The following is a 24,091-nucleotide window of genomic DNA, read 5'->3' as shown; positions in this document are numbered from 1 at the left end:
GAACTATGACATATCCACCACGTACCACAACTGTAAATTTATGCCTATGCCGAACCTTCGGGGACGAGCAGGCGGCGAGTCTGGTCTAATTGGCTCTCCAAGAATGTACCATTGTGATACAGGAAGAACTGAATGTACCCGTTAATGGTTATTTTTGAAAGCGTTTTCTAAAGGTGCCGCTGGATTAACTTTTTGTTCGTATGAGGAAATGGTCTATCAGAAACGAAAGTAAAAAAAAGTGTGTATCGCAAAAGAACTTACAGCTTGTGTTTCACTAATTTTATACATGGTATAAAAATTCCCACATAGGAGGTTTCACATGATCAAGAAAAGAATAGTTGGTATATTGGCATCCGCCACCCTATTGGCAGGACTATTCGCAGGATGTTCGGAAGATGAAACGAAAAAAGCAACCACGGAAACAAAACCCAAGGAAACCACAAAAGAAACACTCAAACCTGAAGATGGAGCAACCCTGATTATTTGGGACAACGGAGCGGACGAGGGCGCGTGGGCGACCTATGTCGCAGAGCAATTCACGAAAAAATACAATGTGCCTGTTGAAGTACAAGAAGTGGGACACACAGACGCAGCAGGAAAATTGGAAACAGATGGGCCAGCTGGCTTAGGTGCCGATGTTTTCAACTCCGCCCATGATCATTTAGGAAAATTGGTGAAAGCAGGTTTGGTATATGACAACTATTATGCCGATGACTATCAAGACATGTTCTTGGAAGCAGCGGTAAACGGGACAAGTTTTGTGGATAAATATGGAAAAAAGAAAATGTTCGGCTATCCCATCTCCATTGAAACATATGCCTTGTACTACAATAAAGACATCGTAAAAGAGGCACCAAAAACATGGGATGACTTGTTCAAAACAGCTAAAGAATTCCAAGCAACGAGCAAAGGAAAAAATCAGAAATATGGTTTTATGATGGAACCAGGTAACTTTTATTACACACATGCTTTCCTATCTGGTTATGGCGGTTATGTATTTGGAAAAGAAGACACCGATCCAACGGATCTTGGTGTCAACAATGAAGGAGCCATCAAATCAGCGGAATTTATGAAAAAAATCAACAAAGAATTGTTACCGATGAAAAAAGAAGACATTACAGGTGATGTGATTTCCTCTTTCTTCAATGAAAGTAAATTAGCCTACCGAATTTCAGGTCCATGGGATGTTAAAAACCATCAAGATGCTGGTGTGAACTTTGGAATCGCTCCACTTCCAACATTGGATAACGGCGAAACTCCAAAATCCTATTCAGGCATCAAAGCGTACTATGTAAACAGTTATTCCAAATATCCCAAAGCAGCAACTCTTTTAGCTCAAATGGCTTCCAGTGAAGAAATGCTCTTAAAAAGATACGAAATGACAGGCCAATTGCCACCAGCGACTTCGCTCCTTGAAAACGAAACCATCCAAAAAGATGAAGTGTCCATGGCTTTCTTGGAACAGGCGAAAAATGCTGTACCGATGCCAAATATCCCTGAGATGCAAGCTGTATGGGGACCAATGGAAACGGCTTACACATCCATCTGGAATGATGGAACCGACTCGAAAAAAACGTTTGACGCAGCCAAAGAACAAATTGAAGATGCAGTGGCCACTCAGAATAAGAAATAAAGAGGTCATCTATCAAAAGAGCCGATATCCAGGTAGTGAGATATTGGTTCTTTTTTTCTAAGAAGGGAAAAAGGAGGTTAAAAACAAATGAAAACACATGCCAAGAAAAGCATGATTCTTTCTTTGCTGCTTATGGGACTTGGGCAATTGTACAATCGACAGTACATCAAAGGGATCTTATTTATCTGTATGGAGCTATACCTTGTAGTGTTTTGGACATTACCGTTTCGAAATGCTATGTGGGGGTTGGCCACATTAGGGGAAACGGTGCAGACCCGTGTGGGATTTGAAATTCAGCAAGGGGATCACAGCATCTTCTTGTTAATCGAAGGAATCATCTTTTTAATTTGCGGATTGTTCTTTGTATGGATGTATTATTTGAATGTGAAGGATGCTTGGAAAGTCGGACAATGGCGAGATCAAGGGGGAAAACCAAACTCATTCAAAGAAACCCTCCGTGTCTTAATAGATAAAGGATTTCCTTACTTTTTGCTCACACCATCCATTGTATTCACGGCCTTTTTAACCATCTTGCCTCTGATTTTTGGAATTGCGATCGCTTTCACAAACTATTCAGGACCGAACCACTTGCCGCCTGCTTCTCTAGTGGACTGGGTGGGATTTCAAACCTTTGTGGACTTATTTAACTTGAAAACCTGGAACCGAACGTTCATCGGCGTCTTCGGATGGACGATTCTTTGGGCAATTTCAGCCACGGTTACCACGTTCTTTGCCGGAATCTTATTTGCGGTTCTCTTGAATTCAAAGGGAATCAAATTTCGGAAATTTTGGAGAAGCATTTATATCTTGCCATGGGCGATTCCTTCGTTCGTCAGCATTTTGATCATGAGGAACCTATTCAACGGGGAATTTGGACCTATTAACCAATATTTGGAAGTCATTGGACTATCCAGTATCCCGTGGCTTAGCGACCCGATGTGGGCGAAATTCGCGCTTATCATGGTGAATGTCTGGTTTGGATTTCCGTTCTGGATGGTCTTGATGAGTGGCGTCATGACGAGTATAGATCGTGAATTATATGAGGCGGCGCAGGTGGATGGGGCAAACGGTAAGCAACAGTTCTGGAAAATCACCATGCCGATTGTCATGTTCTCTACCGCCCCCTTACTTATCATGCAGTTTGCGGGGAATTTTAATAACTTTAACCTAATTTATCTCATGACGAATGGAGGACCTGTGAATGTGGATTACAGTTATGCAGGCTCCACAGATATTTTAATCAGCTGGATTTACAAACTGACCCTCGACCAAAGCCAATTTAATATGGCAAGCGTTGTGAGCATCCTGATTTTCATTGTTATTGCCATCATTTCGGTTTGGAACTTCAGACGAACGAAAGCATTCAACGAGGAGGACATGATGTCATGAAACAAAAAACACGTGAACGAATTTCATTCGTGTGGAAACATTTTCTGCTTCTCGTGGTGGCCATCTTCGTGCTTTATCCAGTTGTATGGATTCTCATGGGAAGTTTGAATCCTGGGGATTCCCTATTCAGTGCACAGCTTCTTCCTGGGATGGAATGGGGTCTCTTTTGGGAAGGGGTTCGGAATTTTGATTTCGCTCAAATTGCCCAGTCCGTAAAAGGAATCCGTTTATCCCTAGATCATTTTGTCTATTTGATTCAGAAGACCGAGTATGTGACATGGTATAAAAACACCTTAAAAATAGCACTATGGAACATGGTCATTTCGACCTTTTTAGTGGTCACAGCTGCTTATGCGTTTAGCCGATTCCGCTTTCCAGGCCGGAAAGAAGGATTGATGGCTATGTTGATTCTGCAAATGTTTCCCGGATTTATGGGGATGATTGCTATCTATATCCTGCTTTTACAAATGGGATTATTGGACAATCACTGGGGACTCATATTGGTTTATGCAGGCGGATCCATTCCGTTTAACGCCTGGCTTGTGAAAGGATACTTCGATTCCATGCCTCGCAGTTTGGAGGAAGCTGCGAAAATTGACGGAGCAGGTCATTTCACTATTTTCTTTAAAGTGATGATGCCATTGAGCGTTCCAATTCTCGTCTTCGTAGCGGTTTCGAACTTCATCGGTCCGTGGATGGACTTTATCTTCGCCCGACTGGTTTTACGATCTAATGAAAATAAAACCTTAGCGATTGGGTTGTTTGAGATGGTGACGGGACGAGGAAACACGGAATTTACGACATTTGCGGCTGGAGCAGTGCTTGTTGCACTCCCTATCACGATTATCTTTATGGCGTTCCAAAAATACATGGTAGAAGGGTTGAAGGCTGGGGCGAATAAATAAGCCCCAAGCCCCCTTACGATGGCAGGTATTTTGAGAGCAAAAATTGTTCGGCATTTAGTAGAATCACGAAAGAACATGATGCCGTAATATTGGTTGGCCATTGATTATTCATTAAGTTCATTCCAAATTGATTTCAGAAAATAAACTGGTTTGTTCAGTTATGCTAAAGAAATGTTATCAATCTGCTGTAACTCTTCTTCTGTGAATGTGATATTTTTTAAAGCTCCAATGTTATCAAGAATCTGGCTAGGTTTGGAAGCTCCTATGAGAACACTGGTCACAATTCCATCTCGCAAAATCCAGCTTATCGCCATCTCTGCAAGTGACTGCCCTCGCTCCTCAGCTATCTCATTGAGTTTTTTAATTTGAGTTAATCGGTCTTCGGATAAGGCAGAAGCATTTAAAAATCGTCCATCCGTCTTTATTCTACTGTCGTCCGGAATTCCATATAAATATCGATTGGTTAACATTCCCTGTTCCAAAGGACTAAACGCAATAATACCTTTTTTTAACTTTTTAGATGTATCTTTCAAATCATTTTGTTCAATTGTTCGATCAAAAATTGAATACCTATTCTGATTTATAATAAATGGGCAATGTAATTCTTGTAAAATTTCAGTCGCCTTTTCTAACGTTTTTCCATCGTAGTTTGAGAGACCTACATATAATGCCTTGCCACTTCTAACGATTTGGGCTAGCGCATTCATCGTTTCTTCCAATGGTGTGTGGGGATCCATTCGATGATGGTAAAAAATATCAACATATTCTAATCCCATTCTCTTTAAACTTTGGTCGAGGCTTGCAATAAGATATTTTCGGCTTCCCCAGTTTCCATATGGACCATCCCACATATCATATCCTGCTTTAGTACTGATGATAAGTTCATCACGATATGCTGCAAAGTTTTCTTTCATAATAAGTCCTAGATTTTTTTCAGCACTCCCAGGTTCTGGTCCATAGTTATTTGCTAAATCAAAGTGAGTAATTCCATTATCAAAAGCGGTAAAACAGAGTTGTTTCATATTTTCATATGAAGCTGTATCGCCGAAATTGTGCCAGAATCCTAATGAAATAGCTGGTAATTGAAGTCCACTGTTACCACAGTGGAAATATGTCATAGATTTATAACGTTGTCTTGATGCCTGATACATGTTTTCCCTCCTATATTAAATACTCTTACTTTACTCAGCGTAGCCTTCAAGTAGACTTGAAGTCAAGCGTAGTATTTTGTTTTTTAAGAGTAATTTAAACATTCTAAATTTATATGGAGGAAGGGGAGTCTATTCGAGTATGGAAGAATTCTTGGGGAAAACTATATGATGTGTAGATAGTATTTCTACTACCTTCTCTATAAGTGAATCTCTCTGTTTTAGAGGTGTTAGAAAATCTCCTAATATACTCCTTTGTAAGATAGATTAACATTGTCTTTTCTTGTTCACAGTTCTTCATTTAGCTTTTCAGCATGCTTGATTTTCGGTTTGTATTTTTGCCCAGTCAGTTCCTTTGCAACAAGGTGAAAATTATCCTCTGTAATTAGCCAGATTTATAATCGGTAATCCCGCTATCTAAGAGGTACGATATACATTGCTATCTAGTTTAACGAGTAATAAATAGGTACACAGGTGTTGTTCTCCTACTATGAGGGATTGGAAATGCGAATCTTTTGTGTGGTTGCCGGTAAAATATGATAATCTGCAAGTATATAGGGACCTGGGAGGGATACTGGATGGAGTATAAATTATTGGCGGTTGATTTGGATGGAACCTTGTTGAACGCGAAGATGGATATTGACAAAGAAACGATAGAGGCCCTGCATGACTTTAAATCAAGGAGAGGAAAGGTAATCATCTGCAGCGGAAGAACGCCTTTGGCGACTAGGTGGATTGCGGAGGCTATCCGTTTATCCGATCCAATCATTGCCTACAACGGAGCTGTTATACAAGGGCGGGACGGGAAGATTATTCAGCAATCTACCTTTAAAAAAGAAAGTCTGTTGGCCTTTATAGATGCGTGCCAAAGCTATGGGGTATATGGGCATTTGTATGAGGGTGACTGTTTACTAGTTCCAGAGAAAAATAAGTGGAATGAAAAATGGATTGAGAATAATATCCTGCCTTTACAAGGAACCGGTGCAGAAATGGGAGGATGTGAACGATTCCGGGCTCAGTGCGAAATCAGGCTGTTTCATTCTTTCGATGAATATGTGAAAGAAAACGAACCTGCCATTCAAAAGCTGGCTGCTTTTCGGAAGGAACAAGGAGACTATGAGGGATTTATGGATCGGCTATTCAACATGGAAAATCATTTTGAAGTGAGCAGCAGCTTCGGTTTCACAAGCCTTGAAATTACTCCACCAAAGACTACTAAGGCTTCTGCTTTAGAATATTTGGCAAAAAGGCTTGGCTTGGATATGTCTGAGGTGGCTGCGATCGGTGACAACTTTAACGATAGACAAATGCTCCTTTCAGCGGGACTTGGCATTGCTATGGGAAATGCGCCGGAGGAAGTTAAGGAAGCAGCTGATGCTGTGACCGAGCCTAATGACCGAATGGGAGTAGCGCATGCAATCAAAAAATATATACTATAAAAAGGTTTTTTTAGCATATCCTATGTAGTTCTGCATATGAGAATATGCTTCTTTTTTTGGATTAGAATGAAATAAAATTTTAAATATTCAATAAAATTATTGAATATCAATTTCAGTTGGAGTATATTGGAAGTGTCGAGTTACTAGTAAATGGTAATCGCAAAAGGAGCTACCTGGAGGTCTTATTAATGAAAGAAAATCTTAATCTATTAACCACGGAATCACGCAATGATCGAAGTATGCAGATAGACACTTCCAGTCCGATGGAAATTCTGCGAATTATGAATGAGGAAGACCAAAAAGTAGCCGCTGCAGTTCAAGAGGTTTTACCAGATGTTGAAATAGCCGTTCACTTTGCTGTTTCATCTTTCCAAAATGGAGGGCGCCTTATCTATATGGGAGCCGGGACTAGCGGAAGGCTTGGTGTACTCGATGCTGTTGAATGCCCGCCGACATTCAGTACCAAGCCAGAGATGGTACTGGGTATTATCGCCGGCGGAGAAAGCGCATTCATAAAGGCGGTTGAAGGAGCGGAGGATAGGCCGGAGGATGGCGAGAAGGATTTAAAAGACATCACCCTTACTGAGAATGATACGGTTATCGGTATTGCTGCAAGCGGCCGGACACCATATGTTATTGGTGCACTTCGTTACGCACGGTCGGTAGGAGCCAAAACAGTGGCACTGTCGTGTAATAAACAGGCTAGAATCAGTGAAGAAGCAGATCATGCCATCGAGGTGGTCGTAGGTCCGGAAGTGCTTACGGGATCTACTAGACTGAAATCTGCAACCGCTCACAAAATGATTCTAAACATGATTTCAACCTCTTCAATGGTTTTGCTCGGCAAAGCGTATGAAAACTTAATGATTGATGTCCATGTCAGCAACGTGAAGCTCAAAGAAAGAGCTATCGGCATTATTAGCAAAATCGCAGGAGTAAGCTATGAAACAGCGAGACAAACATTAGAGGATGCTGATCATCAAGTAAAGGTCGCCTTAGTCATGCTTAAAAAGGATATTAAGAAAGAAGAAGCGGCTCTGATTCTGGAGCAATCTGGAGGGTATGTCCGAAAAGCCATTGAAGCCGAGCTCTCAGATTGATTTAAACACAAGTAGGTGATAATAAGTGGTTTCCGGAGTATTGAAAATGGTAGTAAACAGGGTAGAACACTTGCCTGCATCTGAACGGAAAATTGCTGAATATATACTGGAAAATCCGTATGAGGTTGTCAATTGTAAAGTCAATGAATTGGCAGAAAAGACGAGTTCAAGCGGGGCAGCGGTCATCAGGCTATGCAAGTCACTGGGGCTGAATGGCTTCCAGGATTTGAAGGTCCGTATTGCCGGTGATCTCGGCAGACCGGAGGAACCGGGATACAGAGACATTGAACGGGATGAAACCGCCGAGATGATCGTCCAAAAGACTTTGAATAATAGTATACAAAGTTTGCGTGATTCCTCTGAAGTAATCAACTACGAAGAACTAAAAAAAGCGGTCGATGTGCTGTTGAAAGCGAAAAATGTCCATTTCTTTGGAATCGGGGCATCATCAATCATCGCCGTGGATGCGCAGCAAAAACTGCTTCGGATCAATAAAAGCGCAACAGCATTTTCGGATGCGCATCTTGTAGCAACATTGATTGCTAACGCCGAGCTGGATGACGTGGTGTTCACCATTTCGTTTTCTGGTGAAACAATCGAGGTCATCGAAGTTACAAGACTCGCAAAGGAACAAGGTATCCAAACAATCAGTTTGACTAAATATGGGCCCTCATCGGTTGCAGCATTAGCCGATATTAATTTATATACATCCTATTCGAAGGAAGCTCCGTTCCGGAGTGCGGCCACTTCTTCAAGGTTAGCTCAGCTGTTCATGATTGATATTTTGTTTTTGAGCATGGCGACAGAGCAATATGAAGAAACGGTCAGAGCCATCGATAAGACGAGAGAGGCTATAAGATTTATGAAAGGCAAAACATACAAATAATCAGTTTTTGGGGGGAAAGAAAATGGCTGGTCAAGATTACAAAACTCTGGCTAAAAAAATCTTGGAGCAGTTGGGCGGGGCGAAGAATATTAAAGCCTTTACGAACTGTATGACACGTCTTAGAGTCACACCTTATGATGAATCACTCGTTAACAAAGAAGCCATAAAAAAAATCGATGGAGTTCTCGGCTTTGTTGAAGAAGAAACGCTGCAAATCATTCTGGGTCCTGGGCATGTCAATAAGGTAACAGACGAATTTGAGAAACTGCTCAAAGAATCAGGAGACATCAATCTTAATGAGCGGGCTTCCAGCCTGAAGGGTGAGCTTAAAAAGAAAAACAGCACGCCGTTTAAGCTCTTTTTGAGAAAAATTGCTAGTATATTTATTCCTTTGATACCTGCGTTAGTAGCTTCCGGTTTGGTCAATGGTATTTCTAAGGCTGTCATTCAAGCAGGATGGTTATCGGCTGAATCACAACTTGCAATTATTTTAACAGTTATCGGTGGAGGTTTATTCACCTATTTAGGAATCTTTGTAGGGATCAATACAGCGAAAGAGTTCGGTGGGTCCCCTGCACTTGGCGGGTTAGCCGCTATATTGATTATTAACCCTGCTGCTGCCCAGATTGTCTTGTTCGGGGAAGAATTACTGCCTGGGCGCGGTGGTTTAATCGGGGTCATGTTTGCTGCGATATTTATGGCTTTTATTGAGAAGAATGTCCGTAAGTTTGTTCCAGCGTCGCTTGATATTATCATGACACCGACTATTGCCCTTTTGCTTACAGGTATTATGACGTATCTGGTATTTATGCCTGTCGGGGGATTTGTCTCTGATGTGATTACAGATGGATTGACTGCGGTGCTTGATTTTGGAGGAGCTATTGCAGGGTTCGTTCTTGGAGCGACATTCTTGCCATTGGTCGTGACAGGTCTGCATCAAGGTCTCACACCTATACATTTGGAATTACTCAATACAATCGGTGATGACCCATTATTGCCTATTCTTGCAATGGGTGGCGCTGGTCAGGTTGGTGCAGCGTTCGCTATCTATATGAAAACAAAGAAAACACGCTTGAAAAGAGCGATTGGCGGGGGACTTCCAGCTGGTATTCTTGGTATCGGCGAGCCATTGATCTTCGGAGTTACATTGCCGCTCGGCCGGCCGTTCTTGACCGCATGTTTGGGGGCGGGCGTTGGTGCAGCCTTCCAGGCACATTTCAATATCGCAACGACAGCAATTGGGGTATCTGGTTTACCGCTTGCATTCCTTGTGAATAATGGTGAGGTTCTGCTTTACTTAGTCGGAGTATTAATTGCTTATGTTGCTGGCTTCATCTTTACTTACCTGTTTGGGTTTAAAGATGAAATGGCTGGTGAATTTGATTGATCGGGATTTCCTTTTATTTGAATGATCCTCTGGCTGAGGAACGTATTATCCTTGCAGGCCAAATGGGAGTGAAGCGGGGATTTACCTCGCTTCATATCCCGGAGGAAGCAGGCGAACTGGCAGTACGTGCCAAAAGGCTGCTCCTCCTGGCTAAAGAACAGGGAATCGATGTATATGCCGATGTTTCATTTAAAACACCAGGCCATTTGGGAATCGGAAGTTTGTTTCATCTGAAGGAGTTGGGTGTCACTGGGCTAAGACTGGACGATTTCTTTGACCATGGTTTTATTGCTAGTCTGGCAAAGGAATTTAAAATTGCAGTTAATTCCAGTATACTGTTCGAGCGTGATATAAAGATCCTTCTGGATAACGGACTTAAAAGTGAACAGTTAATCGGTTGGCATAATTTTTACCCTCGGAGGGAAACGGGACTAAGTAAATCGTTTTTCCGGAAGCAAAATGCTTTGTACAAGCGATATGACATTCCGGTCTTTGCTTTTGTACCGGGAGGAGGCGAGAAACGCGGCCCTTTATTTGAAGGCCTGCCGACTCTGGAGAAGCATCGATATATATCCCCTTTTATTGCCGCGCTTGAACTATATAATGAAGGAACGGAATATGTATTTGTTGGTGATCCGGAGCCTGGAGAGGACTTACTTAAAAGGATGGTCGACTTTGATAACGGAAAGATTATCATCCAGACAGAGCAAGGATTCAGAAATTATGGTGAATACCGTTTGCGGCCGGATGCTTCCAGGGACGTTCTTCGTTTTATGGATACAAGGGTTGCGGAATCTTTACCGCCACTGCAAAATAATCCCCGTCCGAAAGGGAGCATAACTATTGATAATGACCTTTATGGACGCTATCGCGGTGAAATGCAGATTACGCTGACAGATTTACCTGCTGACGAACGGCTCAATGTCGTTGGAAGGGTGGCAGAAAGCGATTTGCTGATTTTGAATCATGTGAAGCCGGGTATGGTTATTGAATTAGTATAGGAATATTGTAAACTCCACCCAACAATGGGTTGGAGTTTTTTTTTGTAGGGAGACATGGCTCATGATAAATGCTTTTCTCTTCGACGTATTTATATCGTATAGAAAAAGTAGCCCTCTTTCCTGCTAAATAAAGCCATTTAGACCTTACCAGCATATACTGTCCATGAAGGAGGGAGCTAAAAATGTCCTTTATTGGCATCCTGTTTGTTGGTGGCTTTATTGGTTGGATTGCGGGGTTACTTATTCATGAAAACGTTCACAACGGGATGATAGGGAATTTCCTGGCTGGCATAATTGGTGCGTGGATTGGTACAGGGATTCTCAGTGAAATGGGTCCTGAAACTGGAGGATTTTATCTATTTCCAGCATTCACAGGTGCTCTTGTCCTTACCCTAATTGTGAGCTTTATTTTAATAAAGACAAGTAAATGGTGAAATTATATAATCTGTCTCCTCAAAATCTGATTTTGAGGCTTCTTTGCGTAGTATAGGTATTTTATTAAGCTATGCATTATAAGTTATTTTACCAAATTTTGTACCTTCATTTTAAGAGTATAGCTTGGTTTAATGGTAATGTTGTTTGTTTACGTATTATACAAAAAATAATGGCGGGCAAACTAATGGTGCTATTGCAAGGAGGAAGATATGAAAGATAGACGTTTTAAAGTAGCCCATAGGGAAGCAATCATAGGTGTCGTACTTATCATTATAAATTTTATCTGGTGGTTTGGATTTGCGTATGGGCTAGGGTCGGGTAGTCCGGAGGGATATACATATATTTTAGGTTTGCCAGCTTGGTTTTTTCTAAGTTGTGTAGTCGGCTTTCTTGTTATGGTAGTCCTTGTTACTCTTACTGTCACATTTTTGTTTGAAGAAGTATCCTTTGATGTAGATGACGAAGAGGAGGAGCAATCATGAAGTGGGAAGTCATTGCTCCTTTATTGATCTTTTTAGTTATTATTTTTTATATAGGATTCTGGGCAAATGGAAAATTAAAAACCTCTGATTCTTCCTTCCTGCAGGAATATTTTCTTGGCGGGAGACAATTAGGCGGGTTTGTGCTTGCAATGACTATGATGGCAACATACGGTAGTGCTTCGAGCTTTATTGGCGGACCGGGTGTTGCCTATACACGTGGACTCGGATGGGTTTTACTATCTATGGCTCAACTGGCAACCGGCTATTTTGTATTGATGGTCTTAGGAAAAAAATTTGCGATTATGGCCCGTAAGTATAAAGCGATCACGATCATTGATTTTCTAAAAGGCAGATATAAAAGTGATACGGTCGTTATTATTTCTGCCGTCAGTATCATCATTTTTCTATTCGCTTCGATGACTGCCCAATGGGTTGGAGGAGCGCGTTTGATTGAATCCTTAACAGGTCTTTCATATAAGACAGCTCTTTTTATATTCGCCGTTTCAGTTTTAATTTATGTGATTATTGGCGGTTTCAGAGCTGTCGCTTTAACAGATAGTGTTCAAGGAGTAGTGATGTTAGCCGGAACCGTCATCCTTTTAATCGCCACCATTATTGCTGGCGGAGGAATATCGAACATTATGTCAGACTTAATGGCTGAAAACCCGAACCTAATTACTCCTTTTGGTGCAGAACAAGATTTAACGCCTTTATATGTCTCATCTTTTTGGATTTTAGTTGGTGTAGGCGTTGTGGGTCTACCGCAAATCAGCATGAGAGCGATGTCCTATAAAAATTCGAAGGGAATGCACACAGCGATAATAACCGGAACAATTGTAGTAGGTACTGTGATGCTGGGAATGCATTTAATTGGAATTTTAGCGCGTCCTTTGATACCTGGGATAGAAATAGGTGATATGGTAATGCCTACATTGACTATGGAGGTCTTGCCATCATTTATTGCTGGGATTGTCTTAGCCGCTCCCATGGCTGCAATCATGTCCACAGTTGATTCTCTTTTAATATTGGTAAGCGCAACTATAGTAAAGGATGTATATATCAATTACATAAAAAAAGATGCTACTGAGAAGCAGATTAAAAGAATCAGCTTTTGGGTCACATCAGCAATCGGAATCGCTGTTGTATTATTTGCGTTGAGTCCACCGGATTTAATTGTATGGTTAAACTTGTTTGCATTTGGAGGCTTAGAATCAGTGTTTATATGGCCAGTTATTATGGGATTATATTGGCCAGGCGGGAATAAATACGGTGCGGTTTCATCTATGATTGTAGGGATGGGCAGCTTTATGATTATAGATCGTTTTTATCCAAATCCTTTCGGGATGCATACGGTCGTACTGCCGATTGTTTTATCGTTTTTTACCTATGTTTTAATGAGTAAACTGACGAATGCAAAACAACATTATCTATTCAATAACAAGTAAGATAATCGCACAGTCAAGGGCGGTCTCAATATTTAGATCAATCAAGCAAAGAATGCAGAGTAAGAGCATGCTTTGCTTTTTCTTTTATCCAAGATCAGATAACATTGGAAAAGAAAAAGGAGTAGTCGTCCTTTGAAAGAAGATACAACAACAATTCAAGCTGACAGTGCATATTTACTCTTTACTTTCTAATACTAAATGAGAGAAGGAGGGATCGTATGCCGAAAAGAAAGCATGATGCAGCTCAAAAAAGTAAACAGGGGTTTGATTCCAGTAAAACGGATGCTGAATTCTCTGAGGAATTTGGAAGTGCCAACGCAAATCAAGCCTATAAGAATAAATCTAAAAAGGCAAAGAAATTATAAAATAAAGGAAATAGAGCGGTATGTGTCAGGTTCATAGCCGCTTAGTCTTTTAATCGGAGGTATATATATGTCACATTCAAAAAAAGAAGAAGAAAGACACTGGAAGCAACGAAAAAATTCACAGCATCCTCATGACGAAGTAAAAAGTTATAAGAAGCTTGGTGAAGAAATAGCAAAAATAACAAAAAAATATGATGAATAATGACATAAAAACACATGGACCATCCATGTGTTTTCTTGAGCATTAAATGAATTTTATACTAATCACTTTTCTGATATAGTAAAAGTATAAACTACAATGGGGTGATATACATGTTAAAGAAAATGGCTTCTGATGCATTGGGTTTGTCTGACGTAGGTGTTATTATTCCGCCGGAAGATTATGACAAAACGGATGCAGACGACTATGTTATGCACGAGGATAATGAGAAGATTTATTTCATTATCAAAACGAAGGCAGACGAATATTGCTTTACAAATCTAGCATTAATTCATGTAGATGGCGAAAATGCTGTCTCATCTAAACGTTTATTAAAACGATACCCATATTCTCAGTATAAGATTTCAAATGTCATGCTTGAAACTGCAGGGCGATTAGATTTGGATACAGAAATAAAGTTTGATGTAGGAGATGTTCATTTTGATATTGACGTCAAGAAAAATCAAATTGAAGAATTAAAGGATTTGTATAAAGCATTACTGCGAATTGAGGAAATCACGTATGAAAACTCCATTCAAATGAATTATGCCAAAGAAGGACTCGATCGAGCGGTTCAAACACTCCAACATTCAAGATCTGAGGAAGCTTCATTAACAGGCACATATAAAGGGATAACTGAATTTACATTTGAATGGTTAAAATCCTCCTATAATGAATATCATATGAAAGATTTTGGTGCAGTTTTTGAAAAATACATTAATAATTAATTTTGCCTGGATAGAGTGCAAATTTATGAATAAATAACTAAAAGGGGAGTTCTAAAGTCTATTTATTTTAGGACTCCTTCCTCTTTTACTAATTCTTCTGGTACCCTCAATAACTTACTCCAATAGAAGACTCATAAATAAATGTAAGTTAACATACTAGGGATGATGAATCCTTGAGCCAATGCACTCGCATCTGCTGTCTTCCCATTTTCGCCTCATAAATAGTTTAGTCCACTTACTTATCGAACTTATCGACTTTCGCTTCGATTTGCGGAAGTATACACTGACGTATTTTAATTTCTTCTGCAACGCAGAGGAAAATTCCAATTCCAAATTAACTAATTTCCTCATAAATACACCATAGAATACATAATCGGGTCTATTGGAAATAAGAGGTGGTTGTCCTCTTATTTTTCATTAAATCTGAAACTCTTGGGACAATTCATTAATAAACGATATAAAATCTTGTGGAGAGCCATATAATCGTATGAACGGCAGGAGGATGAATACCAATTTTATAAGAATGAAGTAAATTGGAACTTGTCGGCAACTATCAGGAGAAACGACGGAGTCTGTGGAAGAATATTTCTATAATACATAAAGGGGAGGATAGGATGGCTAAGAAATATAAAGTGATGATTATCATAGCAGCTGCGGTATTGATATTAGGGATAGCGGCCTTTGCAAGTTATAAATATTACTCAGACGCGGAAAACAAAATTGCCAGGGTCGCCAAGAATAAAGTGGAAGATGCTTCATCAAAGGATGAAACTTTTGAATTTATTGGGCATAGCAAAGTCGAGTACAACAAGGATGAAGATTATTATGTCGTGAGCGGATTCATGGAAGTCAATGATGAATATGAGGCTGGACGCAGAGTGATGTATATAGTAATAGTTGAAGAGAACATGGGGGAATATCAAGCTACAGAAGTGGAACGAACAGATGATGAAGTAAAATATGAATTCGTGGATTATTTCTCCGATTATGAGGAAGAGGAAGATGAGGAAGATGATTATTGAACCAGTCTGGTACTAGGCTGGTTTTTTATTTATAAAAAGGGAGGAATATAAAACTGTTGATTTATGGCTCATCATTTTAAGCAAAGTAAATTCTTCTTTTTATATCAGTATACATACCCAAATTATGGAACTATAGATTAATATAAGAGTATAAACGTTTATCAAAAAGGGGGAAATACATTGGAGTTCGGAGCGATTGTTATTGGGGCTGGTTTGGCCGGTTTGGTGGCTACAGCAGAAATTGCAGATGCAGGGAAAAAGGTATTATTGCTGGATCAAGAACCTGAAGCTTCATTAGGCGGACAAGCTTGGTGGTCATTCGGTGGTTTATTTTTAGTGGATTCCCCGGAACAACGCCGATTTGGTATTAAAGATTCTAAGGAATTGGCTTGGCAGGATTGGATGGGTACTGCAGGGTTTGATCGAGATGATGAAGATTATTGGGGTAAAAAATGGGCAGAAGCGTATATTGACTTTGCTGCTGGGGAAAAACACGCCTGGCTTCAAAAACAGGGTGTTCGCTTTTTTCCTGTAGTTGGTTGGGCCGAAAGAGGAGGTTATTTGGCTGAAGGACATGGTAACTCAGTACCAAGATTTCATATTGTTTGGGGAACAGGTCCAGGTATTGTAGCGCCTTTTGAGAAAAGGGTAAGAGAGCATATTAAAAATGGATTAGTTGATTATCGCCCTCGCCACCGTGTAGATGAACTGATAAGCAATAACGGGATAATTCATGGGGTAAAGGGTTCGATACTGGCAGCCAGTTCGGCTTTAAGAGGTGAGAAAAGCAACAGGGACGTTATTAGCCATTTTGAGTTTTCAGGTAAAGCAGTTCTTGTATCGAGCGGCGGTATAGGTGCCAATCATGATTTAATCCGTGCAAACTGGCCAGAAAGGCTGGGGCCGCCTCCAAAGAACATGATTTCAGGGGTCCCGGCACATGTGGATGGCAGAATGCTGGGGATATCAGAAGAGGCAGGTGGGCGTATTGTAAATCGAGATCGTATGTGGCATTACACAGAGGGAATCAAAAACTGGAACTCGGTATGGGAAAACCATGGAATTAGAATTTTGCCAGGTCCGTCCTCTATTTGGCTGAATGCAACAGGCCAGCGCTTCCCGGCCCCCAACTTTCCTGGGTATGATACACTTGGCACCCTGGAGGCTATCCAAAAAACAGGGTTTGATTATTCATGGTTTATTTTGACACAAAAAATAATTGAGAAAGAATTTGCGCTATCCGGTTCTGAGCAAAATCCGGATTTAACGAATAAAAGTATTCGTAAGGTCTTAAGCAGAGTACTTCCTGGTCCTCCTGGTCCGGTAAAGGCATTTATGGATCATGGCGAGGATTTTGTCATTGCAGATAACTTAGTGAAACTGGTGAAAGGAATGAATGAATTAACAAAAGAGAATCTATTAAATTACGAAGAAATCAAAAGACAAATAAAAGCGAGAGATCGTGAAATGGATCATACATTCACCAAGGATTTGCAAATTACAGCATTAAGGGGAGCGAGAAATTACATAGGAGACAAATTAATACGAGTCGCCAAACCGCATAAAATACTTGATCCTAAAAATGGACCGTTGATTGCTGTTCGTTTAAACATTGTAAGTCGCAAAACTCTAGGCGGGCTACAAACAGATTTATCAGCACGAGTCCTCAATTCTAAGGGTGAGGCAATACCTGGCTTTTATGCAGCTGGTGAGGTTTCTGGATTTGGAGGGGGAGGAGTTCACGGATATCGTTCGCTAGAGGGGACATTTCTTGGAGGCTGTTTATTTACAGGCAGGGTAGCAGGCAGGGCAATCGCTTCTTATGTTTAAAAAAAAGTGAAAAAGGATTAAACCCGAAGAAGGTTTAATCCTTTTTTTGCCTTTGACAGATTAAATGTATGTGTCTTTTAATCCGCAGTAAGCGTCAACTGGGCTGTCACCCTTGAATGGTGATTTACCCATCATTTTTTCTACTAGTACTTCAATTGTTTCTTTATTACCGTCATACGTGTTGATGTATGTTTTCACTTGTGGAACATCCGCTAAGTGGAATGGGTAGTTTACAGAAACAAAGATTGTTGGTACTTCGTGTACATAGAACGGAATATCAGGTGTTCCTTTTAACGCATTCCAAGTCATACGTTGAACAACTTCACCCATTTTAATATTAGCGATATTAATGATTAAATCATATTTATCTGTTAATTCTTTAATAGGGCGTTTTGCTGCATATGCGTTCATGATGCTCTTCATTTGCTCTTCTGGTGGAAGGTCCGCGATTTTATCCATTGGAGATTCGTGAATTTCCACTTCAAAGCCTTGGGCTTCAAGCTCTGCTTTCAGAAGGTCAATTGGCTTAGGTTTGTTACCGCTGATTAATTTACTGAATGCACCTTCAGCTGTTTTAACATTAACTAGTAATACTCGTTTGTATTTTTCAGGAGTAACAGGCCAAATATCTTGTTTGTCTTTTACTAATGTAATGGCAAGATCTGTAACTTCTTTAAATAGCTTAACGTTTTCAGGAAGACCGATTTGTTTAAGTGCTTCTTCTTTCGGCATCATGATTTCAGTTTTCGCTTTTTTGTGAAGTCCTAAAGACGCTTTAAGACCTAAGATACGAGTAAGAGCAGCTTCTAAACGCTCTTCTGTAATAATACCGTTTTTGTATCCGTCCATCATGTAACCAAAGTCTTCATCTGGATCGTTGAAGAATAAGAATAAGTCACAACCAGCTGCAATAGCAGTAGGAAGCATTTCACTGCGTTTCATCGCAGATGTCATTGCAACCATGTGGCTCGCATCTGTAACAACAACACCATTGAATTCTAATTTACCACGTAATAGGTCTGTGATTAGCTCTTTAGAAAGAGTTGCAGGCAGCAAATCTTCATCTTTAAGGCTAGGGTTGAAGTGCTTGGAATAAGCAGGCATATGGATGTGACCAGCCATGATAGAAGGTAGGCCAGCATCAATTAAACCTTTGTATACTTTTCCGAAAGTTTCATCCCACTCTTCCGTAGATAAGCTATTAGGAGCGAAGGATAAATGTTGATCACGCTCATCTACGCCGTCACCAGGGAAGTGTTTAGCAGCTGGTGCAATTCCACTTTCCTGGATACCCTTCATGTAAGCCAAGCTCATTTCTAAAACTTGATCAGGGTCAGAACCAAAAGTACGGCTGGAGATGATTGGGTTACGCCAGTTCATGTGAATGTCAACGATTGGCGCAAAGCTCCAGTTACAACCGATTGCAGAAGCTTCTACACCAGAAACTCGGCCCATTTCATATGCCCATTTAGCATCCTTTGTTGCACCGATTTTAACTTCAAGACCAACTTCAGTACCGTCTGTACAAGCGCCATTACCGCCTGCTTCTGTGTTTGCTGCAATTAGCAATGGAATTTTGCTGTTTTCTTGAAGAATTTTATTTTGATCGTAAACTTCTTCAGCTTTACCAGGATTGTAACGTACAGCACCGATATGGTAGTTGTTTAGCATGCCTGTTAAATATTCTTCAGTACGGCTAGCTCCCATGTTTACGAATAATTGTCCAATCTTTTCTTCGATTGTCATGGAGTTAATTGTGTCTTGTACCCATTTAATATCTTCATCAGATAAATGGTAGGGTTTTGCTTTTAAATCCACTTTAGTCATCCTATGTAATACTCCCTTACTAAATATTTGAGAAAAATTTCTATCATCATGTAGTATGTACGTTTTTTCCTTTATTTATGTTTAGGCTTTCATAATTAAAGACGAAGGCGTCGACCTTCAAATAAATTAGCCATACATTTAAACTACAAAAAAGTAATTTAACTCAACCACTAGTATTCTAGCATACTAGTTTAAGGATTTCTATAGAAAGTTCAATATTTCACAAACTTATTCAGGATTTAAATAATAAAGATTAATATTTAGAAAAGCCATACAATTGTCAAGATACCTATAGGTATAGTGTTTGATAACGGGAATAATGATAATAGAAGAAAAAGGGGGGATAGACGATGATTCTAAGATTTTCAATACTAATCTTACTCGATATCATTTTTGCAATTACCCTTATTGATCAGCAGCTCATATTGGCAGCACTGATTGCTCTTGCCTTTGTCTATTATACAATAGAGCTTGCAGCTGAAATGGAGTTTGACAATGTGGAATTTGAGTTAGTTCACTTATGATTACCTAAGCGATTAAGTGAATTCACAAAGATGTGTATTACACATAATTCATATAAATATCTAAACAGTGGAACGAAAGGGCAGGTATGCTCTTTCGTTCTTACTTGTTAGACTGTTAGGAAATTAACCGACTCGGTTTAATTACCTTATAAAAGAAAAACTCAAAGTATAAATTCAGGATTTTATATTTATTCTACATTCTCTACTCGGTGAGCTAAACGGCTGGAAGCGGCAGCAGCAATCGCCCCAACAATATCATCCAGGAAGGTATGGCATTCACCGGAGGATTTATCATTCAATTTTGCCAGTATGCCTGGTTTCTTTTTATCAATATATCCATAATTGGTAAAGCCGATGGAACCATATACATTCACAATGCTAAATGCTAAAATCTCATCAACCCCGTATAATCCTTCATCAGTCCGGATAATGGATTGTAAAGGTTCTTCAAGCATCCCTTTTTCGGAAAGCATATCTAGTTGTATGCCAGTTAAAATGGCATTTTGGACTTCGCGTTTTGAGAGTACGCGCTCCACATTTTTAATACACTCATCCAATAGCAGATTTTCATGATATTGATGCTGAAGGTATAAAACTAATTCACCAATATCTGTAACTGTCACCCCTCGATCATGCAACCATTTTCTTGCTGTTTGTTCAGTCATATCTACAGGTTTCCCTTTCATACGAAGACACCAACTCCCATGCATATAGTAAGTATAAATCTTGATGTTAACCACATATAACAGTTATCTTGCCCATATACTTATCATAGTAAGCAAGGAATTAGAGGTGATGAACAATATTGTGATGAACAAACAATTACTACACGAACAATATGGAATTACAGTTGATCAAGAAATAAGCAGTGGGGCAATAAACATATATAACGGTGGAGGCAGAGTATTCATGAGCTTTGCCATAAACATGGAAGAGCAAGAGCTCCAGGAACGAAGCAGTTTGGCGTACCATATGCATAACAAAGGGGAGAAGGGAGTATGGCTTCCCCTGTTAAACAAGGAACAAAAGCTATTAACAAAACTGGAAAGTAACGATTATGTGGTTTGTATAAATGAAATGGAAATTCCTCAATCATATGAAGTGGGCAGAGAGCTGGCAATATTTCATTATCGTGGCAGGTCTATTCCGCAACGAATCGTTTTTTGCAGCAGAATCGGAAAATGGAAGGAAATGTGGGAGCAGCGTGTCGATCAGCTTGAACGAGTTTGGAGAGATAAATTGGCAGCAAAGCCACAAAACGATTTTGAAAAACTGTTTATTGACAGCTATCCTTATTACGCAGGCCTTTCGGAAAACGCAATCCAATATTTAGTTGATACTGAAATAGATGAAAACCCGGAGATGGTTGATGCTGGGACCGTTTGTTATGATCGCTTTACTTCAGAAACCTGGGGATCTGGCTCAAATGGCAAATTATTTAGTGAATGGGTTTTTGACCATAGTGCGAGGGATATTGCTGAGTGGATACGCGCTTATTATTTTAAACAGCCAAATACATACCATCAGGGTGTTGAGTCATTTTTGCGCCAATATCAATCGATTACGCCTTTATCAACATTTTCTGCACGGATGTTATTCTCAAGGTTGCTCTTACCGGTTCATTATTTTGAAATTATTGAGCAGTATTATGTAACAAAATCAGAAGGAGAAAAGACTCGTTTGGAGGAAAGATTAGAAAATTTCGTGAAGCACTCTACTATGTATGAAAGAATGCTAAGTGAAATATATGAACTGGCTGGTATACTAAAGGGGAATATCAAAATGGTTGTTCCTGAATGGATCATGAACAGGAGAACTATTTAGTCTATTTTAAGACATTCTTTGAGTGTCTTTTTTGTTTTAAATAAAAATACTCCCGACTGTATGTGCGGGAGAGAAATTTATCATAGGATATCTTTAACAGCCAAATGTAAGCTAGAGTAGCTTTTAGCTGTAAATTTAATTCCGAGGTTTACCATTGTTTGTGCAATTTCTATTCGGATACCGGATAAGCGCGTTTCGATACCGATGAGTCGCAATGCATCAATAACTTTAAATATCTGATGAGCGACCATTGTGTCCGTAATCGGAACTCCTGATAGATCAATAATAATATAACTTAGATCATATTCACTTCCAGCCTGTAATGCTTTTTCCATCAAGTGGCTTGCACGTTGAGTGTCTAATACTCCAATGATTGGAATAATCCCGATATTGGATGTAATCCTAACAACAGGAATAGACAGTTCAAAAGCAGTCCTCTCCGCCAATACGATTCTATTGGAATATTGTGAAGAATAAGAAATACTAAGCCAGTGTATCGCTTTATCAACAACTGAATCGAATTTAGAAATGATTTCATAGAAAACGTCCAGACTTACTGAATATTTTTTAGCTTGGTCCTTGATGATACCGCCAATTTTATCACGATAAAATCTAACTTCTTCTATTGCATCAGCAAGTGATAAATTTAAGTTTATGAGTAAATCAACGGTTTCCTTTCCCCATTCTTTTAAAACTGCAAAGGTTTCGTTTTGCTCTTGGGCAATTGAAAATCCATATATCTCTATAAGGGTTTTTCGCCAAGTTTTAACCATACTATTGATTTCCTCAGAATATGTATTCGTATCGTCTTTAAATCGTAAATCTGCAAGAGTATCTTCTGAAGAGATTATGTGAGTTGAAACACCTTCTAAAAACACATGTATGCTACTATCAATGCTATGCATATCAACAGCTCCTAATTACCGCGATTTATGACCCATTGTTTTTTTGCAAAGAAAAAAACCCTTTAGAAGGATTAATTTTGAAAATATTTAAGCGCATATCCAATAAGCTAATAACCCTTATACAAAGAATGTATATTATTTTCTCTAACATAACAGTTGGAGAAAAAACTGTAAAGAAATACCTATTTACAAAATGCTTCACATTTAACCAAATTATCTTAAGATTTGCGTAGTTAGAGATAGAGTAACCCGGTATATGGGTAGTAAATAATTGAAATATGTAGGCAAATATTTTAATTGGAATTGCAGAAGCATACGAGAGGAAAGAGGGACACGCTAAATAACTTAACTTAGGACAGCATTATATTGAATAATAAAAGGAATAAAATGGAATTGAGTATATATTAATTATATACGCATTAACCGAAAAAAATCCTGTTCAGAGTAAGAAGAGGTGTTTGAATGATTATCTTACGTAATTTATATTTTAAACTAACACATATGTCTTGGTTATTATTGACCACATCAACCATATTTTTAATCGTATTCTGTACTCTTATGCTCAGGTTGATTGAACCAGATACGTTTACTACCTATATGGACTCGTTATGGTTCACAATGACGACCATGTTGACGGTTGGATATGGAGACATGTCACCGACTACTATAGAAGGAAGAATATTTACAATCCTATTTTTGTATGTGGTTGGTATTGGTTTATTCGCCACTTTTATCGGAAAAGTTATGGAAAGTTTTACGGTTTACAGAAGACGTAAAGAGGGTGGAGAGCTTATGTATGAAGGAAAGAATCATATTGTTATCATAGATTGGTCACATAAGGCGCAAAACGCAGTTAAGGAAATTTTAGACAAGAATAAAAAGGCGGAAATAGTGGTTATAGATATGCTTGAAAAGCTATCTTATGTAAATGGAAATATCCATTATATAAGAGGAGAGGCCTCGAATGTTGAGGTATTAAAGAAAGCCAATATCCAAAATGCAAAATCTATCTTGATTTTCTCTGATGATCGGATTCAGAATCAAACCTTAACTGACGGAAAGTCATTAATGATTGCATGTGCGGTTGAAAGAATCGCCTCTCATGTCCATACAGTTGTCGAAATTGAAAGAGAAGAGCATGTTGAAAATTTCTCACATATTAATATTGATAAATTTATATTATCCAATGGAACGATTGCCAAGATGGTAGTAGATGCAATGTAAGTGAGATAACAGGCAAGGCATAAATTTAGAGCTAGTAGGTGGATTATTTAAGGATATCGCTTATCTACTGCCGTTTGTTCATGCTGTTGAAGCTGGAAAAGCTACATTAAGCGGAGTTTATAGAAATATGTTTCCGCATCTATGGTGGGTACTTGGCTATGCTGTTATTATTCTATTTATTTCAATATTTGTTTTTAAAAAGAGAACTCAGGAAGTCTAATTATTAACTTAAAATTATAGATGATTAATCATCTGAAATTGGTGCATGGTCATTAGGCCATGCTTATTTTAGTGAAGTCAGAATTTACTAATCCATCAGATAAGAGGATCATTATTCTTCTAGAATTTAAAGTAGCTTTTTCGCATTATTAATGAAGGATTTTACCATATATC

Annotated in this window: 23 protein-coding genes; 19 read left to right on the top strand and 4 right to left on the bottom strand. The window is 39.2% G+C overall.

Going from position 1 to position 24,091, the window contains the following annotated elements; genetic code table 11:
- Positions 1 to 319: 319 nt before the first annotated feature.
- The 3 genes from AC4D4B_RS09730 to AC4D4B_RS09720 all read left to right on the top strand — a co-directional run bounded on the left by AC4D4B_RS09730 (position 320) and on the right by AC4D4B_RS09720 (position 3,927).
- Positions 320 to 1,633 (top strand): sugar ABC transporter substrate-binding protein, encoded by a 1,314-nt coding sequence (locus AC4D4B_RS09730; RefSeq protein ID WP_490999822.1) that lies wholly within the window; start codon positions 320 to 322, stop codon positions 1,631 to 1,633.
- 87 nt (positions 1,634 to 1,720) lie between these two features.
- On the top strand, positions 1,721 to 3,022 hold the full coding sequence (locus AC4D4B_RS09725) for a carbohydrate ABC transporter permease (RefSeq protein WP_490999821.1): 1,302 nt from the start codon (positions 1,721 to 1,723) through the stop codon (positions 3,020 to 3,022).
- Positions 3,019 to 3,927, top strand: a complete 909-nt coding sequence (locus AC4D4B_RS09720; RefSeq protein ID WP_490999820.1) for a sugar ABC transporter permease — start codon at positions 3,019 to 3,021, stop codon at positions 3,925 to 3,927. Before AC4D4B_RS09725 ends, AC4D4B_RS09720 begins: the two co-directional genes overlap by 4 nt.
- A gap of 158 nt (positions 3,928 to 4,085) precedes the next feature.
- Here AC4D4B_RS09720 and AC4D4B_RS09715 read toward each other — a convergent pair whose 3' ends face one another.
- A complete protein-coding gene (locus AC4D4B_RS09715; RefSeq protein ID WP_490999819.1) occupies positions 4,086 to 5,078 on the bottom strand; it encodes an aldo/keto reductase in 993 nt (330 codons plus the stop codon).
- Positions 5,079 to 5,653: 575 nt separating this feature from the next.
- Here AC4D4B_RS09715 and AC4D4B_RS09710 point away from each other — a divergent pair.
- From AC4D4B_RS09710 to AC4D4B_RS09650, 13 genes are all read left to right on the top strand, one after another.
- The gene (locus AC4D4B_RS09710) at positions 5,654 to 6,514 is read left to right on the top strand and encodes an HAD family hydrolase (protein WP_490994568.1); all 861 of its coding nucleotides are present in this window, start codon (positions 5,654 to 5,656) and stop codon (positions 6,512 to 6,514) included.
- A 188-nt stretch (positions 6,515 to 6,702) separates the two neighbouring features.
- The gene (gene murQ / locus AC4D4B_RS09705) at positions 6,703 to 7,614 is read left to right on the top strand and encodes an N-acetylmuramic acid 6-phosphate etherase (protein WP_490999818.1); all 912 of its coding nucleotides are present in this window, start codon (positions 6,703 to 6,705) and stop codon (positions 7,612 to 7,614) included.
- Positions 7,615 to 7,639: 25 nt separating this feature from the next.
- The gene (locus AC4D4B_RS09700; protein ID WP_490994567.1) at positions 7,640 to 8,500 is read left to right on the top strand and encodes a MurR/RpiR family transcriptional regulator; all 861 of its coding nucleotides are present in this window, start codon (positions 7,640 to 7,642) and stop codon (positions 8,498 to 8,500) included.
- A 22-nt stretch (positions 8,501 to 8,522) separates the two neighbouring features.
- Positions 8,523 to 9,887, top strand: coding sequence for a PTS transporter subunit EIIC (locus AC4D4B_RS09695; protein ID WP_490999817.1), 1,365 nt, complete (start codon positions 8,523 to 8,525; stop codon positions 9,885 to 9,887).
- Entirely contained in the window at positions 9,884 to 10,888 is a 1,005-nt protein-coding gene (locus AC4D4B_RS09690; RefSeq protein WP_490999816.1) for a MupG family TIM beta-alpha barrel fold protein, read from the top strand. The genes AC4D4B_RS09695 and AC4D4B_RS09690 overlap by 4 nt, the downstream gene beginning before the upstream one ends.
- 182 nt (positions 10,889 to 11,070) lie before the next feature.
- The gene (locus AC4D4B_RS09685) at positions 11,071 to 11,322 is read left to right on the top strand and encodes a GlsB/YeaQ/YmgE family stress response membrane protein (RefSeq protein ID WP_490999815.1); all 252 of its coding nucleotides are present in this window, start codon (positions 11,071 to 11,073) and stop codon (positions 11,320 to 11,322) included.
- 210 nt (positions 11,323 to 11,532) lie between these two features.
- Positions 11,533 to 11,805 (top strand): YhdT family protein, encoded by a 273-nt coding sequence (locus tag AC4D4B_RS09680; protein ID WP_490999814.1) that lies wholly within the window; start codon positions 11,533 to 11,535, stop codon positions 11,803 to 11,805.
- Positions 11,802 to 13,250 (top strand): sodium/pantothenate symporter, encoded by a 1,449-nt coding sequence (panF, locus tag AC4D4B_RS09675; protein WP_490999813.1) that lies wholly within the window; start codon positions 11,802 to 11,804, stop codon positions 13,248 to 13,250. Before AC4D4B_RS09680 ends, panF begins: the two co-directional genes overlap by 4 nt.
- Before the next feature lie 218 nt (positions 13,251 to 13,468).
- A complete protein-coding gene (locus tag AC4D4B_RS09670; protein WP_490994561.1) occupies positions 13,469 to 13,615 on the top strand; it encodes a hypothetical protein in 147 nt (48 codons plus the stop codon).
- Between the two features lie 67 nt (positions 13,616 to 13,682).
- The gene (locus tag AC4D4B_RS09665; protein ID WP_219847586.1) at positions 13,683 to 13,817 is read left to right on the top strand and encodes a DUF6254 family protein; all 135 of its coding nucleotides are present in this window, start codon (positions 13,683 to 13,685) and stop codon (positions 13,815 to 13,817) included.
- A gap of 110 nt (positions 13,818 to 13,927) precedes the next feature.
- The gene (locus AC4D4B_RS09660) at positions 13,928 to 14,542 is read left to right on the top strand and encodes a PH domain-containing protein (RefSeq protein WP_490999812.1); all 615 of its coding nucleotides are present in this window, start codon (positions 13,928 to 13,930) and stop codon (positions 14,540 to 14,542) included.
- A 614-nt stretch (positions 14,543 to 15,156) separates the two neighbouring features.
- Positions 15,157 to 15,564, top strand: a complete 408-nt coding sequence (locus AC4D4B_RS09655) for a hypothetical protein (protein ID WP_490994559.1) — start codon at positions 15,157 to 15,159, stop codon at positions 15,562 to 15,564.
- A 180-nt stretch (positions 15,565 to 15,744) separates the two neighbouring features.
- Positions 15,745 to 17,394, top strand: a complete 1,650-nt coding sequence (locus AC4D4B_RS09650; protein ID WP_490999811.1) for an FAD-binding dehydrogenase — start codon at positions 15,745 to 15,747, stop codon at positions 17,392 to 17,394.
- A gap of 60 nt (positions 17,395 to 17,454) precedes the next feature.
- On the opposite strand, the gene AC4D4B_RS09645 is transcribed toward AC4D4B_RS09650, so the two are convergent.
- Complete coding sequence (locus tag AC4D4B_RS09645) at positions 17,455 to 19,221, bottom strand: glycoside hydrolase family 3 protein (protein WP_490999810.1); 1,767 nt, start codon at positions 19,219 to 19,221, stop codon at positions 17,455 to 17,457.
- 350 nt (positions 19,222 to 19,571) lie between these two features.
- Between AC4D4B_RS09645 and AC4D4B_RS09640 the strand changes: the two genes are divergently transcribed.
- Complete coding sequence (locus AC4D4B_RS09640; RefSeq protein ID WP_180349962.1) at positions 19,572 to 19,745, top strand: hypothetical protein; 174 nt, start codon at positions 19,572 to 19,574, stop codon at positions 19,743 to 19,745.
- Positions 19,746 to 19,933: 188 nt separating this feature from the next.
- Here the strand turns inward: AC4D4B_RS09640 and AC4D4B_RS09635 are convergent, their stop codons facing one another.
- Positions 19,934 to 20,431, bottom strand: coding sequence for a phosphatidylglycerophosphatase A family protein (locus tag AC4D4B_RS09635; protein ID WP_181161997.1), 498 nt, complete (start codon positions 20,429 to 20,431; stop codon positions 19,934 to 19,936).
- Between the two features lie 109 nt (positions 20,432 to 20,540).
- Between AC4D4B_RS09635 and yutH the strand changes: the two genes are divergently transcribed.
- Entirely contained in the window at positions 20,541 to 21,569 is a 1,029-nt protein-coding gene (yutH, locus tag AC4D4B_RS09630) for a spore coat putative kinase YutH (RefSeq protein ID WP_490999809.1), read from the top strand.
- Between the two features lie 80 nt (positions 21,570 to 21,649).
- Here the strand turns inward: yutH and AC4D4B_RS09625 are convergent, their stop codons facing one another.
- Positions 21,650 to 22,474 carry an STAS domain-containing protein gene (locus AC4D4B_RS09625; RefSeq protein WP_139891957.1) on the bottom strand — a complete coding sequence of 275 codons (825 nt, stop codon included), beginning with the start codon at positions 22,472 to 22,474 and terminating at the stop codon, positions 21,650 to 21,652.
- Positions 22,475 to 22,936: 462 nt separating this feature from the next.
- Here AC4D4B_RS09625 and AC4D4B_RS09620 point away from each other — a divergent pair, with 462 nt between their 5' ends.
- Entirely contained in the window at positions 22,937 to 23,698 is a 762-nt protein-coding gene (locus tag AC4D4B_RS09620) for an ion channel (RefSeq protein WP_490999808.1), read from the top strand.
- The last annotated feature ends 393 nt before the right edge of the window (positions 23,699 to 24,091 follow it).

This window comes from Pradoshia sp. Z6_59 (assembly GCF_058267515.1).
This window is presented reverse-complemented; position numbering and strand designations above follow the sequence as displayed.